Annotated in this window: 16 protein-coding genes; all 16 read right to left on the bottom strand. The window is 66.0% G+C overall.

The window, feature by feature from the left end:
* Window positions 1–35 precede the first annotated feature (35 nt).
* The 16 genes from OG985_RS28670 to OG985_RS28745 all read right to left on the bottom strand — a co-directional run bounded on the left by OG985_RS28670 (window position 36) and on the right by OG985_RS28745 (window position 15,526).
* The gene (locus OG985_RS28670) at window positions 36–4,583 is read right to left on the bottom strand and encodes a hypothetical protein (RefSeq protein WP_371671223.1); all 4,548 of its coding nucleotides are present in this window, start codon (window positions 4,581–4,583) and stop codon (window positions 36–38) included.
* A gap of 126 nt (window positions 4,584–4,709) precedes the next feature.
* Window positions 4,710–5,459 carry a transposase family protein gene (locus OG985_RS28675; RefSeq protein WP_331718606.1) on the bottom strand — a complete coding sequence of 250 codons (750 nt, stop codon included), beginning with the start codon at window positions 5,457–5,459 and terminating at the stop codon, window positions 4,710–4,712.
* A gap of 83 nt (window positions 5,460–5,542) precedes the next feature.
* Complete coding sequence (locus tag OG985_RS28680; RefSeq protein WP_371671224.1) at window positions 5,543–5,872, bottom strand: hypothetical protein; 330 nt, start codon at window positions 5,870–5,872, stop codon at window positions 5,543–5,545.
* 4 nt (window positions 5,873–5,876) lie between these two features.
* Window positions 5,877–6,143, bottom strand: coding sequence for a hypothetical protein (locus tag OG985_RS28685; protein ID WP_371671225.1), 267 nt, complete (start codon window positions 6,141–6,143; stop codon window positions 5,877–5,879).
* Between the two features lie 110 nt (window positions 6,144–6,253).
* On the bottom strand, window positions 6,254–6,592 hold the full coding sequence (locus OG985_RS28690) for a phage tail assembly protein (RefSeq protein ID WP_371671226.1): 339 nt from the start codon (window positions 6,590–6,592) through the stop codon (window positions 6,254–6,256).
* 112 nt (window positions 6,593–6,704) lie between these two features.
* A complete protein-coding gene (locus OG985_RS28695) occupies window positions 6,705–7,442 on the bottom strand; it encodes a hypothetical protein (protein ID WP_371671227.1) in 738 nt (245 codons plus the stop codon).
* 74 nt (window positions 7,443–7,516) lie between these two features.
* Window positions 7,517–8,011, bottom strand: coding sequence for a hypothetical protein (locus tag OG985_RS28700; protein ID WP_371671228.1), 495 nt, complete (start codon window positions 8,009–8,011; stop codon window positions 7,517–7,519).
* Entirely contained in the window at window positions 8,011–8,394 is a 384-nt protein-coding gene (locus tag OG985_RS28705) for a DUF5403 family protein (RefSeq protein ID WP_371671229.1), read from the bottom strand. Before OG985_RS28705 ends, OG985_RS28700 begins: the two co-directional genes overlap by 1 nt.
* Window positions 8,394–8,729 carry a phage head-tail adapter protein gene (locus tag OG985_RS28710; RefSeq protein ID WP_371671230.1) on the bottom strand — a complete coding sequence of 112 codons (336 nt, stop codon included), beginning with the start codon at window positions 8,727–8,729 and terminating at the stop codon, window positions 8,394–8,396. The genes OG985_RS28705 and OG985_RS28710 overlap by 1 nt, the downstream gene beginning before the upstream one ends.
* Window positions 8,726–9,181: a hypothetical protein gene (locus OG985_RS28715; protein ID WP_371671231.1), complete on the bottom strand. Its 456-nt coding sequence runs from the start codon at window positions 9,179–9,181 to the stop codon at window positions 8,726–8,728. Before OG985_RS28715 ends, OG985_RS28710 begins: the two co-directional genes overlap by 4 nt.
* A gap of 75 nt (window positions 9,182–9,256) precedes the next feature.
* Window positions 9,257–10,318 (bottom strand): hypothetical protein, encoded by a 1,062-nt coding sequence (locus OG985_RS28720; protein WP_371671232.1) that lies wholly within the window; start codon window positions 10,316–10,318, stop codon window positions 9,257–9,259.
* A gap of 78 nt (window positions 10,319–10,396) precedes the next feature.
* Window positions 10,397–10,915 (bottom strand): hypothetical protein, encoded by a 519-nt coding sequence (locus OG985_RS28725; RefSeq protein ID WP_371671233.1) that lies wholly within the window; start codon window positions 10,913–10,915, stop codon window positions 10,397–10,399.
* A 1-nt stretch (window position 10,916) separates the two neighbouring features.
* The gene (locus OG985_RS28730; RefSeq protein ID WP_371671234.1) at window positions 10,917–12,041 is read right to left on the bottom strand and encodes a hypothetical protein; all 1,125 of its coding nucleotides are present in this window, start codon (window positions 12,039–12,041) and stop codon (window positions 10,917–10,919) included.
* Complete coding sequence (locus tag OG985_RS28735) at window positions 12,038–13,462, bottom strand: phage portal protein (protein WP_371671235.1); 1,425 nt, start codon at window positions 13,460–13,462, stop codon at window positions 12,038–12,040. Before OG985_RS28735 ends, OG985_RS28730 begins: the two co-directional genes overlap by 4 nt.
* 32 nt (window positions 13,463–13,494) lie before the next feature.
* Window positions 13,495–15,156 carry a terminase gene (locus OG985_RS28740; protein WP_371671236.1) on the bottom strand — a complete coding sequence of 554 codons (1,662 nt, stop codon included), beginning with the start codon at window positions 15,154–15,156 and terminating at the stop codon, window positions 13,495–13,497.
* Window positions 15,157–15,172: 16 nt separating this feature from the next.
* Window positions 15,173–15,526: a hypothetical protein gene (locus tag OG985_RS28745; RefSeq protein ID WP_371671237.1), complete on the bottom strand. Its 354-nt coding sequence runs from the start codon at window positions 15,524–15,526 to the stop codon at window positions 15,173–15,175.
* Window positions 15,527–15,568 lie beyond the last annotated feature (42 nt).

The following is a 15,568-nucleotide window of genomic DNA, read 5'->3' on the forward strand; positions in this document are numbered from 1 at the left end:
GTCGAGCCTGTCCGAAGGTGTGCTCAGTTCGAGCTTCACCAGCCGACCATCCTCGCCCGCGAGGTCGCCGCGAACAGCTCCTCCTCGGACGAGAGGGAGCCACCGGAACCCGCGTAGTAGTTCAGAACCTTCGTGACGGACGAGCCCCTCTCGGAGGGAAGCCCCCCGGAAACGGCCGCAGTTACGCCAGAAGACGCACTGCCGGCGATGGCCCCCGTGAGGTAATCCATCGCCTGAATGACACGCCCGCGCTGACCCTCGACACCCCGCGCCAGGCCAAGGCCCGTGAATGCGCCGAGCTTCTCCATCAGCCGTGAAGGCGAATGGATATCGAGGCCCTTCTTGATGGCCTTCACCATCTTGTCGGCGAGCTTGAGCATTACGTCTTCAAGGTCGTCCATCTTGTCTTCGAGACCCTTGACCAGGCCCTCGGCCGCCTTGATTCCGGCGTCGTACAGAACACTCGACGCCGTGTTTCCAGCGGACTTGCCGAAGCCTTCGAGCTGCTTCTCCAACTCGTTGAGCTGGTCGACGCCAGCCTTACCGGCTGCGGCAATCGACTCGGCCGCCTTGAGACCCGCGTCGGGGCCTGCACTGGCGATCTGGTCAATCTGCGTCTGATTGAGCCCGAGATCCTTCAGCTTCTTCAGGGCCGCAGCGAATCGCTTCGCCTTCTCGACTGCTTCCTTCATGTTCGCGGCGATGTTCTCGAAGCTCTGGTCTTCGAGCTTCGTCGGATCTCCGATGTCGACGATCCGGTCCGCGATCTGCTTGGCGTAGTCGTTCTTCTGGTCCTGGAGCTGCTTCAGCTTGTCCTTGGCCGCGTCCAGCTTCTTTGACAGGCCGTCCCATTGGGCGGTCAGCTTGAGGAGCTGGGTGCGGTATTCGTTGACCTGCTTCCGCAGCGTCGCCGAAGCCGTCTTCGGGATCTTCGACGTGAGGTCGTTAAGGGTCTGCTTGACCTTGTCGTACTGCGACTCAAGGCCCCTGATCAGACCCTTGATGATCTCCTGACCGGCGTTGTAGAGAAGAACCTTGTCCTTCGGGAGCGGGCCCTTCCAGTCCGTCAGCTTGCTGGTCAACTCACCGAGCTTGCCCTTGACGGAGCCGAACATCGACGAGATGCCGGAGATGAAGCCCTTGATCAGCTCGATGCCGGCGGTCTTCAGCGTGGAACCGAGCGACGAAAGCGCGGACTTCGCCTTCTCGGGCAACTCCTTCACCTTGGATACGGCCTTGCCGATCCACTCGCCAACCGTCGACACCAGCGCGGTGAACTTCTCCACCGCCGTCGTGCGGATCGAGTTCCAGCTATCGACGAAGAACTTCCCCATCGACTTCAGGCCGTCGAGGACGAGCTGCTTGGCGCCCGTAAAGAACAGGCGGACGCCGCCGGTAATGGACGCCCAGCCATCGGAGAAGAACTTCCCGATCGCCTTCATCCCGTCCAGCGCCAGGCCCCTAGCCCCGGTGAAGAACAGACCGATGTACCCGCGGATCGCCGCGAAGGCACCCGTGAACAGTTCGGTGATGGCCTTCCAGCCAGCCTTGAACAGCGCGCCCAGGCCCTTCAGGGCCTTGCCTGCGGTGCCCAGGATGCCGATGTTGAAGAACACCTCCAGCGCGCCGAGGATCAAGTCCCAGATGCCGTGGAGCATGTCGACAATGCCGTCCCAGATCCTCTTGGCATCCGCCCCGAGCTGGTCCCAATTTCCGGTGAACAGGTCAACGAAGAGTTGGAACCATCCGGAGACGTACTCCCAGAGGCCGACGAAGTACTCCTTGAGTCCTTCGAGGACCAGGCCCACGCCGTTGATCGCAGCGACCAGGGCGCCAGCCAACAACTCGACGATGAACTGAATGACCGGTACGAGGATCGGCATCAGGAAGTTCACGACCGCGAGCAGCGCGTCAAGGAACGGCTGAAGCGCCTCGACCACCCGCGTTATTGCGTCGGACAGCGGCGGGAGAACCGCCTGGATAACTTCCGACAGCATCGGGAGCAGAGGCTCGATTACGGCCGAGATGATCTTCAGAGCCGTCTCGATGAGCGGCTGAAGCGCCTTGATCACCTGATCGAGCGCGGCAGCGAGAACCGGCAGGATCGGGGCCAGGGCATCCATGAACGCCTTGGCCAGTGGCATCGCGGCTTCCAGGATCTGTTGGAAGATCGCCGCGACCGGGGGCAGGATCGTCGCCAGGAATCCGAAGGCTTGGCCGAGCAGTTCGCCGACCATCGGGACCATCTGCTCGATGACCGGGGCCAGCGCGGCGAACGCCTGCGTCAGTGCCCCACCGAGCAGGGTGATGATCGGCGAGAGCTGCGGAGCAAGCTGCGCGAAGGCGTTGGCCAGCGGGGTGATCGCCGTGGAGACGAGTTCGGCGAAGATCGGTAGTGCCTGGCCGACGACCTGGAAGATCGCGCCGAGGGCCTTGCCGACCGGACCCAGTGCAGGCGCGAGCTTCGTGACGGCGCCCTCAATGCCGTTGAACAGGGTGGTGACGCCCTGGGTCACGGCGGGCTGAGACAGCGCGCTCGCGATGGCACCCAGCGCCGTACCGATGATCGTGCCGACCTGCGGCAGGATCGTGGTCAGGAGACCGCCGAGCGTCTTGAACAGGCCCTCGACCGCCGGGCCGGACTCCTTGGCGATCCTCGACATGGCCTCATGGGCGGCGAGGAAGACCTTCGTCATGCCGTCCTGGAAGCCAGGGCTATCCACAACCTTGTGGATATGTTCGAGGGCGTCCGCCAGGCTGCCGAGCGTCGAGCCGCCTCCGGCCTCCGCCGCACGCGCGAATCCGGCGAGGATGCCGCCCGCGTTGTAGAGAACCGACCCGAGATCCTTGAGGGCCTGAATGCCCTCGTCGATCATCAGCTTGAGCCCGTTCTCCCCCTTCTTCTGCAAGAAGTGGTCGAACTTCTCGGAGATGCTGACGAACCAGTTCGCCAGGTCGGGGAGGTAGCTCGTGCCGACCTTGCCCAGGGTGGCGATGATCGACGCGAAGGTGTCAGTCCCCTTCGTCGCGATGCCGATCGAGTCCGACAGGTCCGTGAACATCTGGTCCAGCGCCGGACCCAGGGACGTGCCCAGGTTCGTAGCGAAGGAGCCGAAGAACCCGCCCAGCTCGGTCGCCGTCTTCTTGACGCCAGAGGTGAACTTCGGGAGAAGGTCGTCGACTACGGCCCGGATGGGCTTCTCGGCCTTGTCCCAGAAGTTGTTGGAGATCGTGTCCTGAAGGCCCTTGAGGGCCTGCTTCACCTCGGGGACGCGCTTGTTGAAGTCCTTCAGCGCGGCGACCGAGACACCCAGGCCCACCGCGATGCCGCCGAAGAGGCCAGGCAGAAGGAGGGCCGTAGGGGCGATCGAGGCCAGCGAGGCGGACAGGCTCGCGAGGTTGCCGGCGGCTGCGATGCCGGTCGCGCCCAGGCCCGCTATCGCGGTCGCCAGGGTGCCGATCAGCGGTGCGGACTTGTCGAGGTTCTTGATCGAGTTCCACAGGCTGTCGAACAGGTTGCCCAGCACGCGGGCGCCAGAGAGGGCCTTGAGCATCGCGGTTGCGGTAGCTGCGGCCGAGAGGTTCACGCGCGGAATCAGGTCGACGATCCGGTTCCGGGTGAGGAGCGCCAGGTGCGCGATCGTGGCCGCGATGCCCGTACGGGACACCTCGGGCTCGATCTCCGACTTCAGCTTGTCGACCTTGTCCTTCAGGTCGTCGATCTGCCGCTCGACATGGCGCTTCGCGAGCGCGTCCATCTCCGGCGTGATCTGGGCCCGTAGGTTGCGCATCTGCTCGAAGGAGGCTTCAAGCTCCCGCTTCACCTGCGCGACGCGCTTCGCGTCGAGCCCCGGCCTGACCTTGATGGCGTCGAGCTGGGCCTGAATCTGGTCGGCCGTCTTCTGAGCCGAGGCCCGATCCGCGGTGACCTTCGCCCGAACCTCGGCGTCGAGGACGGCCTTCATCTGGGCCTGAGCGGTGAGGAGGGACCGCTTGTCGACCTTGACCTTGATCTCTTCGCGGTTCAGCTCGTCGAGCTGGTCCTCGATCTGCTTCAGCGCGCCCTCGACGGAGGACATCGACTTCTTGTCGACCGAGAGGTCCAAGGTCAGGTGCTTCTCAAGACGCTCACGCGCCTTCTTGAGCGACTTCTCGTCCATCTTGACCGAGAGGTCGATCTCCTTGGACTTCGCCAGCTCAGCGTCAATCTGCGCGATGGCAGCCTTCACCGAGTTCGAGGAGCGCGGGTCGACCTTCAGCTCCAGCCGGAGTGCCTTCTCTAGCTTCTTGCGCTCCGCCTCCAACGAGGCCCGGTCGAGCTTGACCTTGATCTCGACCTCGGCGAGGCGCTCCAACTCGCGGTCGAGTGCCGCGATAGCCGACCTCACCGAGGACTGCGAGGACTTGTCGACGCGCAGCTCGATGGAGCCGATCTCGTCGAGACGCTCCTCGAACAGGTCGGCCGCCGCGTTCAGCGAGTCCTCGTTGAGGTCGACCTCGATGTCCGTCTCGCCGAGCGCGACGAGGGCCGCCTTCACCTTGCCGACCGCCGCCAGGACCGAGCCCTGATCGTCGAGGTTCACCGCGAGGTGCAGGTCCGACAGAGCCGCGTCCGCCTCCCGGCGGGTCCGGCGCGCTTCCTGTACGACCTGGCGCCCCGTGGCACTGAAGGTGATGCGGTGCTTGTTGGCCTTGTCCTGGAGCCTTTTTCACGTGTAGATCATGAGGGTGAGGATCGCGGCAGCTACTGACGTGAGTCTGTTCGGACTGACGCGGGCATGCCGGAAGATCCGCCACTGCTTGATCCGGGAGATGGTTCGCTCGACGGGAGCACGCAGTGCGGCGTGGACCTTGTTCGACGTCTTGTGCTTGTCGGGCAGTTCAGTTCCGGGCCGTCGTTTGATCGGGGTGATCACAGTGCCGCCGGCCCCGACGTACCCTTTGTCCGCGAGGATCTCGAGGTCCAGTCGCGCGCAGGTGTCGACGATGGCGTGCTCGCGGGCGGCCGTCACATCGTGGGTGCCGCCCGGAAGGGCGGGTGACATCCACAGCAGTTTGCCCTCTTCTGCCGCAATGACCTGCAGATTCACGCCCTCGCGGCGGACCTTGCCGGAGAAGTGCCCCGGCGCCTGGACCCGGTCGGTCTCCGCGACGGTGCCATCCAGCAGCACGTAGCCGTCCGTGTGATGACTGGTGAGCGCCTCGGTCAACGACGGAGCGTGCTCCGCAAGTTGCCCGATCGTGTGGTTCACGTAGCGCCAGGCGGTGGCCGTGCTGATGCCGAAGCCTGCGGCGATCTGTTCGAGGGTGTCGTGCTTGCGCAGGTAGACCAGGGTGCACCGGGCCCGGTCGTACGGACGCAGTCTGCAGCGCCGGCCGGCTTCACAGGACGCGATCACCATCGTGACCAGCTCCAGGAGCTCCGGATCGACATCGCATCCGGCAGGATAGGAGAACACGGGGCATCTCCGCAGGTGAAGGTTATGTCTGGCGACTCTCCAAACCAACGGGATGCCCCGTTCGGCACGCCACCGTCAACACTTCACCGACGCTCACCCGCAGGCCGTACAAGTGAAAAAGGCTCCTGGTAGGCGCGTACGGCCTTCTGGACTTCGCCCGCCGCGCCGGCAAGGTCGAGCTTCGTGTAGAAGCGGACCTTGCGAGTGTCGGTCGCCTTGTTGTCCTTGTTGATCGCCCGGACACCTTCGAGGACATCCTTGCGGGCCCCGGAGATGTCAGCCTTCGTCTGAAGGGTGACGGCGATATCGTGCTCAATCTTCTTGAGCTTTTCCTTCAGGTCATCCTTGAAGCCGGAGGTATCCGGCATGACCTTGACTGCGATCCGTCCAACAATGGAAGCGTCATCCGCCACCGAGTTACCTCCGCTGGAAGTGCTTGTAAATCTCGGCGACCGAGCGCGGCTTCGTGGCGGCCTTCGTCTTCTCGGGCTTCCTCTTCGACTGCGGCCTCGGGAAGGCGGGGATCTTCGGCGCCTTCTTTCCCCATTGGCCGGTCGCCCGAGTGTTCTGGTTCAGAGCGTCGAAGAGGTCAGCGGACAAATGCCGGTCCTGACCCCAGCCGAAGAACTCGCGACCGCCCGACGCGAGCGCGATCGTGAGTGAGGTGTCGGGGAGCCTCTGCACGAGCAGAAGGACGAGAGCGGGGGAGGGCCCCCGGCCCGCTATCACCTCGGCGAGATCGACGCCGAAGTGAAAGAGCAGGTCCGGGTAAAGGCCCTCGCCGTATTCGTCGATCAGCCCTGCGAGGCCGAGGCTTCCCCCACCTGAGTGCTCTCGCCGTAGTGGCCGAAGATTTCGGCGAGGAGCGCCAGGTCGCCGCCGACCTCCTTCAGGAGCTTGTCGGCGGCCTTCTCGGACTCCGCGACAGTGCGGATCGCCTGCGCCAGAACCTCGGCCTGATCGGTGTCGTCCTTGCCGAGCTGGTCCTGAAGGGACATCAGCTCGTCCCGGCGGCCCTTCGGCAGGCGCAGGGGGTTCAGGAGTCGGACGGTCTCGCCGCCGAACTCGATGTCGGTCGAGCCGTACTTGCGCTCAGCGGCGGCGCGGATGTCGTCGAGGGAGAAAGAAGCCATGGGGTTGCGGACCTCCAGAGAGAAAGCGGAAAGGGAGAAGCGGACCGGAAGAGAAGGGGGGGGGGGTCACCCGGCGCGGGCGGGTCCGCAATGCGCCCGCGCCGGGGAGTTGTTACGCCTGGCCAGCGACCCAGGCAGTGCCGTTCCAGTACGCCTTCGTGGCGTCACCGAGGAGCACGTGCTGACCGGTCGTCCAAGCGGTCGCCGGGGTGGCGATCACGCCGACCATGGCGCCGAGGTTGTCCGGCACGTCGGAGCCGGACGGGGTGAAGGTGCCGGGGCTGCCGGCCGTCGCGCCGGTCGCGAGCGAGCCGCCCAGAGGCGTGATCGCGTACGTCCAGACGTTCGAGCTGTGCGACATCGGCTTGACGCCGAGCGGCAGGCCAGCGAGCGACTCGGTGTCCGAGATGGACATGTCGTCGGCTCGGTAGATTTCGGCCTTCGGGGCGTAGAAGGCGAAGTGGTTATCGCCGTCCACGAACACCGCCAGGAATGCCGCCTGAGTCGGCTCCGGGTTGGTCGGAACACCGACCGAACCGTCAGGCAGAATCGGGGCGTTGGCGCCGAAGTAGAGCTTCAGAGCGGCAGTGTCGAACTGCTGCAAAGTGAAGGTCATCGTCTCGGTCCGCGCGCTGTACTTCGTGCGGAGCGACTTGTTCTGGAGAGACCCGATCGTGGTCGCCTCGCCGCCCTCGGAGGTGATGCCGAAGACATCTTCCAGAGAGGTGTGACCGACGTTCGTCCACGGCGAAGTGGGCGACAGAAGGTCGGACGGCATTGCCGTACCGACAGGGGCCGTCAGGTAGTTGCCGGACCCGACGACAAGAGTTGCCTCATCGTTGATCGCCAAGGGGATGCATCCTTACTCGCGCATGCAAAAGGCCCGGCGCTCGAAAGCTCCGGGCCTTGCGTGGTGGGGTTATGTCAGGGGGTGTAGGGGCGGGTCCGCGGCTTGCGGATCTGCACGTCGTAAATCGACTCGTAGCGCCACACCCCAGTGGGGAGGTCGGCGTACTGGACGGGGCCGGTAGCGGTCGCCCAGTCCGTTGCCCGTCTCGGCGCAGAGTTCATATCCACGCGGATGATGTGTCCTCGGCGTGGATAGACCTTCTGGTTCATCCATGCATTCCGCAGGACGACGCGGACGGCCTCGCTCAGAATCGCCGCGTCCTCGTCCCCGTTGGGGTCCGGGGCGAAGCAGTTGATGACGACGCGGGCCGCGTCGGTGAAGCGCGTGTCGCCCTGCCACTGGCCCCATGTCGGGTCACGGCGGATCAGGACGAGAGGGAACTTCTCGTGAAGGTCGACGAGCGACTTCACGCGCATCTCGGGCAGGCCCTCACGCAGGACGGCGAGGAGGAGATCCTCGACCGGCGACAGCTCGGCCAGCATCTTTACGGACGGGGGAAGTCCTGCCATCAGTCGAGGTGCACCTTGCCCTTCCTCTTCTTGGGCAGGTTCGCCGCGCGGGCCAGGATGAACAGGCCCTCGCTCGCGCTCTGCATGACGAGGTGCGGTTGGCCGTCCTTGTCCTTCTTGACCACCACGTCAGCGGCACGGCCGAACTCGATCGACAGGGCGGCCTTCTTGCCGCGCTCGTCGTCGAGGATCACGTACCGGTCGACATCGCCCCTCTCGACATCGATCGAGGAGTGACCTTCGAGGCGATGTGCAAGGAGCAGGGCCTCGGCCCTGGCGGCAACGTCGAACTGAACCTCTTCGAGGGCGGCCTGTACGCCGGGCAGGAGAGCGATGTACTTCTCCAGCTTGTGACGACCTACGTCGTCTTCGATCTCTGCCATCAGGGCCGCTCCCGAATGTCGATCGACCAGTGCCGCGTACGGCGGTCGCCGTGGTGGTAGGACGGCGGAGTCACCACGTCCCACATGCGGCCCTGAGCCTGAACGCGCGACCAGAGGGTGACGCCCTCGACATGGGCGTCCACGATCATGCGCGTCACGTTGATCTGCTGTTGGCCGGGGACTTCGGCCTTGCCGGACCGCTGCGGGATGAAGGCCGCCCGGACCGGGATCGGGTTGTCCTCGTCGAGCATGATCACCGCGTTGCCCCGGTTGTCGACGATCTCCTTCGTCGCCCACACGGTCGCGGGCTGACCGCGCCTGCGCTGCACGCTCACCAGGGGCTCACCGCATCCCCGAACAGCGGGAAGGGGTCGCCCTGGTCGACCGGCACGTATCCGCCGGCATCACATGCCTGGGGCTTCGTGCCCCACGCCGAGACGGCCACACCCACGACACCGCGCTTCCGGCCGCCCAGCTCCTCAAGGAGCCGGACCTCCTCGCGGGTGAAGTAGACGGTGCCGGCGTCCCGGCCGATGTCCGACCACTGGAGCGTTTCGTCTCCAGCCCGGCTCTGTACGTAGCCGTTGGGATTCCGCAGGTACCTCGCCGCGGACTTCAGCACGAGCGTCTTCACCAGCCGGGGCGCCTTGTCCTCGGGCCAGTCACGGCCATACGTGGCCGCCAGGTCCGAGGCGTCGTCCAGCGCCCCCGCTGCGATGCGCTCCTCGTCAGGGTCGAGGTCCCAGTCGATCCGGCCCTTCAGCTCGTCGAGGGAGGCATACGCCATCGCTCGACCTCCTTCCTCGAAGGGCGGGCGGGCCGCGCTCCCGGTCTGCCCCAGGTCACGCGGCCCGCCTCACGATCAGACGTTGGAGGGGTCGGTCTCCGGCTTGTAGCCGGTCGGAGTCCACACCTTCGCGTCGGAGACGCCGGTGATGGTGGCCAGCTCGGACGCGGCCGGGGGGTAGTCCGACTTCGCGTCGAGGTCGAGCTTGATGCCCCGGACGAAGTGCTCACCGGTGGAGATGACCTCGACGCCGTTGGTGTTGTCCCAGCCGACGAGCACGTCCTTCACGGTCTGGAAGCCCGCGTACGTGTTCACGACCGAGCGGTCCTGCATGAAGGTCGGGTCGTAGTCACGGACCCAGCGGGCCGCGATGCCCTCGAAGGAGGTCGTCGCACCGAAGGGGACGGACTGCGGGACGGACGGGGCGCCGGTCAGGAAGATGAACGCGGAGCCGGAGAAGGCGTAGGCCGCAGCCGGGGGGATGGTCTGGTCGACCACGATGCGGAAGCCGTACCGGTCGCCCAGGGTCGCCGTGCGGAGCGCGGACTCGGCCACGTCATCGCCGACGTTCTGAGCGAGGTTCATCTTGTCGTCGTTCAGGAGCGCCGACTCGAAGTCGGTACCGACGAGCAGGTACCGGTTGCCCTCCGGGGCGTGGAAGGCGTTCAGGACCCGGCGGGCCTCGATCAGCGCACCGCGAAGGTTCTGCTGAGCGTTGCCGATGGTCACGTTGTAGGTGGTGCCGGTCAGGGTGCTGACCGCCCGGCGGGCCAGACCGCGAGCGACTGCCTTCACCTGCGGGCGCAGGAGCTTCGACCACTGGTCGATGTCGAAGTCGTACTGCTCGTCGGTCAGCTTGACGGCCGAGTAGACGTTGCCGCCGAACGTGACGGGGATCTTCCGCTCGTTGTAGGTGTCGAACACGATCGGGTTCGAGCGGTCGTTACGGAAGGCGTAGTCGTGGAACGGGAGGACACCCTCGACCGGGACGGAGATGGTGTCGTTCTCCGCTCCCTTGAACTGGTCGATCCCCTGCTTCTGCATGAGGTTGGGGATGATGAGTTCCTGCTCCAGCATGCCGACCGCAGTCGCGGCGAGCTTCTGAGGCTTGACGATCTGATGCTGAACGGTGGCCACTAGGGCTTACCTCCGGGGCATGAAAAAACCCCCGGCCGGATCAGCACGGGGGAAACGTAAGGGGGGTCATCGGAGGCGCTAGAAGCGCCGGGATCGCCTCGCGAGCTTGCGAGGGTCCATCTCGCCGTCGTCCTCGTCGGACGGGCTGAGGCCGCCCCCCAGGGACTCGGGGGCCTTGGTGTCGAGAAGCGCCTGAAGGGCCTTCGCGTGCGTCTCCAGCTCCTCGGCCGTCTCGCCCTTCAGCGACTCGGTGAGGAGGTCAGGAAGCTCGTACTTGCTCGCGACCTTCGTTACGAGGAGAGATCGCTCAAGGCGAGCGTTCTCCGTCTTCACCTCGGCGAGGGCCGACTCGAACTCCTCCGGGCTCTTGGCCGCAGAGAGCTTCGTCTCGGCATCGCGCAGGCGAGTGCGGTAACCGGCTGCCTCGGTGCGGACCTTCGCAAGTTCCTTGCGGGCCCAGTCGGGCAGCTCGTCTTCCGGGGCGCCGGACTCTCCGCCGGCACCCGTCTTCTCGTCCGGCTTCTGCTCGTCGTCCGGCTTCTGGCCGGGCGGAGTCTCGCCGGTCGGGGTCTCCTCGTTGGGCTTCTCGTCAGACACTTCACGCCTCCTGGGCAGTGGTGGACTCCCGCGCCTCCTGGGCAGCGGCTCTCTGCTTCTGGCGGATGAAGCGCCGCCAGGCGCTCAAGGCGGACTTGCCGCTCTTGCCCTTCGTGACCTGGGGCCACAGGGACATGTACTGACGCGAAAGCGCGGTCAGCTCGCTCGACTGGTACTGGTCCCGATTCCAGATCGGAGCCGCGTAGCAGTGGCAGTGGTCGTGATAGCGGTCGCCGTCCGCGAACGTCGCGGACTCGCGCGACTTGTAGACGGCACCGCGGCTGATGAGCATCGCGCACCAGCCGCAGGGGGTTCCCGTACGCGAGAGGCGTACGTACCCGAGGGCCCGCCCGTCGCGCATCATGTGCGTCCAGTTCGTTGACCGGCCGCCGTTCATGGCGATGCGGGAGGCCGCTGCCGCCTGCTGGGCGCCCGCGCGTTGGTGGGCGTCCTGCGGGTCGGCGTCCTCGACGGTCAGCTTCCGGTCGAGGTTGCGGGGCCCGAGGGCCTCCAGCACGATGCGGAGTTCCTCCTCGGCTTCGCGCTCGTTGCGTTCCTCGTCCTCGCGGAGGCCCTTCAGCTCCTCGACGAGGATGCGCTCCCAGTCGTCGTCGCCTTCGTCCTGGTCCTGGTCCTCGTCGTCGTCCTGGTCCTCTTCCTCGTCGTCCGGCTCGGCGTCCGTGGGCGGTTCGGGCTCCTGGCCCTGGCCGTCATCGGTGCCGGCGGAACTCGAGGTTTTGGAGTCCAGCGGAGGAGGCGAGTCCTTCGGAGGCTGGGTCGGCGCTACGTACGTACCGGCCAGCGCGGCGAACTCCCGCCGAAGGTCGGCGAGGGTCACATGCGTGGGCTCGGGGTGGTACGGGTCGGCGACCGTGGTCCCGGTCTGGAGTGCTCGGGCAAGCCGGTAGTAGGCCCGCGCGAGGTCTCTCGACTGGCGACGCCGGGTCATCACGAGCGTGATCGCCCGCTTCAGCCACCCGGCAGCCGTGGCCGACCGCAGGTCGACCGGCACATCCCGCCAGAGGGTCAGGGCCTCAGCTGTGGTCTGTGCTCCGATCTGCGTCAGCGCAACGTGGAAGGCGGCCGAGACATCATCGGTCTCAGCCGCCCTGGTCTTCGCCGTCATGCAGCCGCCGGCACTTCGTCCGGAGCCACGATCGGATCAGGTGTCGCCCGGTTCAGTGCCGAAGCGAGCTGACCCACGCTGTCCTCTTCGTCCGCGAGGTCGTCCCACTCGTCCAGCTCGGTTTGCGTGACCTGCGGGACGCGCTTCCATAGACCCTTGGCCGGGATGCCGAGCTGCTCGCGCAGCTTGCCCAGCGCGTCAGCGGCCTGCGCGAGGCTGCGCTGTTCCATGTCGCGCCACAGCACCTCGCCCGAGAAGTCGTCCTCGGTGCCGGTGCCTTCCAGCTCGGCCGCCAAGCGGAAGACTCGCTCCCACGCTTCTCCGAACAGGGTCCTGAACTCCTGGATCATCCGCGAGAGCGAAGTCTCTGCGGCCTGGAGAGCCTCGGCTGAGAGGTTCGCGATCTGGCCGAGCAGGTGGTGAGGCGGTACCTGCGCGATGGCGCTCAGGTGCCGGATGCTCATGTCGATGGACTCGATGAACCCGCCGAGCGGGGTCTCGTCCAGCGATCCGAAGCGTGTGTCAGGGTCCTCGGCGAAGAGGAACCGCTTCGCGTTGTGGTTGATCGGCAGGGGGATCGGGTTGCCCTGCTCGTCGTAGACGACCTCGCCCGTCTCGGGGTCACGCTGGACCGGCGGGGCCATGCCCGTAACGGTCCTGACCTTCGTCGAGGCGTACGTCTGAGCGACGAGCAGGTCAAAGATCGTCTGATTGATCCGGTTCTGAAGCGGGATCATCGGCTCGACCACGCCGACCGTGCGGCCTTCGAGGTCCACCGACGCCGCGAAGCGGGTGACGGGACATTCGCTCGCGCCGTGGCGCTTCCCTCGGGTCACCCGTACGCCCTCGGCGTCGTCCAACGCCTTGAAGGTGACCGCGTACTCGAAGGTGCCGTCCCACATCCGGGCCCGGCCAGGCGTCTTGTCCTTGGCCCAGGCCGTCACGGTCAGCACCGCGTGCGGTGTGTCGTCGTTCGCGGGGTCCTCGTACAGGGCGGCCGTCCGCAGCGCGGACAGGCCCTTCGTCATGACCTTCCCTCGGACGCGCTCGGTCAGCGCGAACGAGTGGCCGTACGTCAACGCGCCCTTGTAGATGGCGGACTGACGGGCGTCGAGCCTCGACCGCTGCCAGTGCTTCCACTGCGGGGAAGCGAGGTCGGTCGATGCCTTCGTGCCCTGGTCGACACCCGCCCGGTAGCCGTCCACGTAGAGGGCCTGTGCCGGGGTGTTGACGAGGAGGGGCATCCAGTTCGAGACGGCCCGCTTCGCGAGGAGGCGATACTCGTCGTCGGCTTGCGCCGGCATGTACGGATCGTCGTGTCGGCCGTGCCGATAGTCGTCGATCCGCTTCAGCCGGTCTTCGTCCCTGCCGAGGATGGCAAGGAGTTCCACCGCCAGGGCGGCAGGCGAAGTGTCAGCCATGGTTCACCACCCTTGGTTACATCTTTACACCGCTACATGAAGTAGCCCCGGCCGCTCCGCTTGCGGATCTTCTTGCCACGGGCTCGGAGATCGAACAGGGCCTCGTGCGCGAGCATCAGTGCCGCGTACGCGTCCACCTTCTTGGGCGACTCGCGCGACTCCTTGCCGAACGAGACGCCGTAGTTGTTCACCCGGCGCCGCGCGTTCAGCACGTGCCGGCGGAGCTTGAGGTCTCCGTCGTGACGGAGCTTGCCGTCGAAGATCGAGCGCATCAGGCGCTCGTGAGCCATCGTCGAAGACTTCAGCGACGACCGCATGTCCCAGCCGATCCGGTCCTTGCCGAGCGGTGAGCGCACCGCCAGGCCCTCGCCGTACGTCTCGTCCCACTCGGAGATGTACGACTCCCAGAGGGCCACGTCGGCGTAGAAGCCCTGCACCGAGAACACACGGAAAGCGTCGTGCACGGCCGAATCGACCTCGATGCGCGGCACTTCCCAGTTCTTCCCGGCCGGGCCGTCCGGCTTCTCCCACAGGCCGACCAGGAAGGCCGCCATGTCGGAGACGCGGAGAGCGACCAGCGCCGTAGCGTCGTCGGTCTTGCCGCCGTCGAAGCCGAGAACGATCTCGTCTCCGGGGGCCAGCGCGAGCGAGCTGTCCCCGAGGGGCTCCCACTGCGCCGGTCCGTAGACCGCATCCTCTTCAGCGACGATCTGATTCAGGTACATGCGCCGCGAGCGCGCGGCCGAGATCGTCAGGTTCAGAACGGACTTGATGATCGACTCGACCTTGAGCCACACCGCGTCACCCCGGATCTTCGGGATGACGATCCGCAGGGCCTCGGCCGTCAGCGGAGTCTTCGGGTGCGCCTCGATCGAGTCGTACATCGCGGCAACGTCGGCCGCCAGGCCCGCCCGGACCTTCTCGTACGCTTCGCGCATCCGCTCGGCGACGGAGTCCTCACCAGGCATGAAGGCGTTGGTGATCGACAGGTACCGCGAGTCCATCTTCGTGGCGTTACCGTCGATGGTCTCGTACATCTTGTGGCCGCCGTTGCCCAAGATCCAGTGATGAGTCTCGTTCAACAGGGTGAAGGTCGTTCGCTTGCCTTCGATCGCCCGGTACGAACTCGTCACGGCCTGAAGGCGCTTGCGCCCCCGGTCGGCCCGGATCAGCTCGGCACCCATCTTGATGCCGTACGTCGAGATCAGCTTCTCGGACATCAGGACCGGCAGGTAGCCCATGGTGTTCGTCGTCTGCTCTTGGCTGACGGCAGTCACCTGCACCCACGCCTGCGGGTGCGACTTGGCCACGGGCTCGCCGTTCTCGTCCCAGTGCGAGAAGCGCGAGGGCCCCACGAACTCGACGAGCGAGATCACGGCCAAGAGCGGGTCCTTGCCCCAGCCCTTCAGCCGTTGCAGGACGCCGGTCCGGTAGACGAACTCGCCGTCCTCGTCGATGGCGTACCACCAGAGCAGGAAGCGGAGCTGTTCCCTGGTGAACTTCCAGGGGACGCGCTTCTCGTCGGTCGAGCCTTCGCCGTCGAGGTACTCGGCGCACCATCCGGCGATCTGCCAGCCGAGCGTGCGCGCCGGCAACTTCCACTGCCCGAAGGCATCCTTCTGCCAGGTCGGCCCGTGGAACTCGGGCTCCAGGGCCTCGATCTCTTCGAGGGTGAGTTCTGCCGTTGCGGCCATGACTCACCCCCCGAGATCAGGCTTCGAGGCCGAGATCCTTCTTGTAGTCAGCGATAGCGAGGACCGCCGCGGATTGCTCCTCGGGCACTGGTTCGTGCAGCTCGATGCGCACGCGGCGCCGGTCGCCTTCAGCGACGAGCAGCCGCTCGAAAGCGCTGTAGATGGTCTGGAGCATCTGCCCCGACCGCTTGCCACTCTTCTTGTAGTAGGAGAGGTCTTCGCACAGCGAGTAGGCGAGGGCCCAGTCACTCTGCTGGTAGAAGTCGGCCTGCCCGGACTCCTTCAGGGAGTCCCACAGGCGCTTCGCGATCGGGTGCCAGTTGCGATCCGCGTTCGGGATCTTCGCGGGCCGGGCGACGCCTCGCGTCACGGGCTGAACATCGCTGCCCTTGCGTTCGCGCGGGCGGGCGAG

Origin of the sequence: Streptomyces sp. NBC_00289, assembly GCF_041435115.1 — a bacterium.
Lineage (GTDB): Bacteria > Actinomycetota > Actinomycetes > Streptomycetales > Streptomycetaceae > Streptomyces.

Coding starts and splice junctions, on each gene's coding strand:
- OG985_RS28690 (WP_371671226.1), bottom strand. CDS start 6,592: ATGGCTTCTTTCTCCCTCGACGACATCCGCGCCGCCGCTGAGCGCAAG.
- OG985_RS28700 (WP_371671228.1), bottom strand. CDS start 8,011: ATGGCAGGACTTCCCCCGTCCGTAAAGATGCTGGCCGAGCTGTCGCCG.
- OG985_RS28705 (WP_371671229.1), bottom strand. CDS start 8,394: ATGGCAGAGATCGAAGACGACGTAGGTCGTCACAAGCTGGAGAAGTAC.
- OG985_RS28715 (WP_371671231.1), bottom strand. CDS start 9,181: ATGGCGTATGCCTCCCTCGACGAGCTGAAGGGCCGGATCGACTGGGAC.
- OG985_RS28730 (WP_371671234.1), bottom strand. CDS start 12,041: ATGACGGCGAAGACCAGGGCGGCTGAGACCGATGATGTCTCGGCCGCC.
- OG985_RS28735 (WP_371671235.1), bottom strand. CDS start 13,462: ATGGCTGACACTTCGCCTGCCGCCCTGGCGGTGGAACTCCTTGCCATC.
- OG985_RS28740 (WP_371671236.1), bottom strand. CDS start 15,156: ATGGCCGCAACGGCAGAACTCACCCTCGAAGAGATCGAGGCCCTGGAG.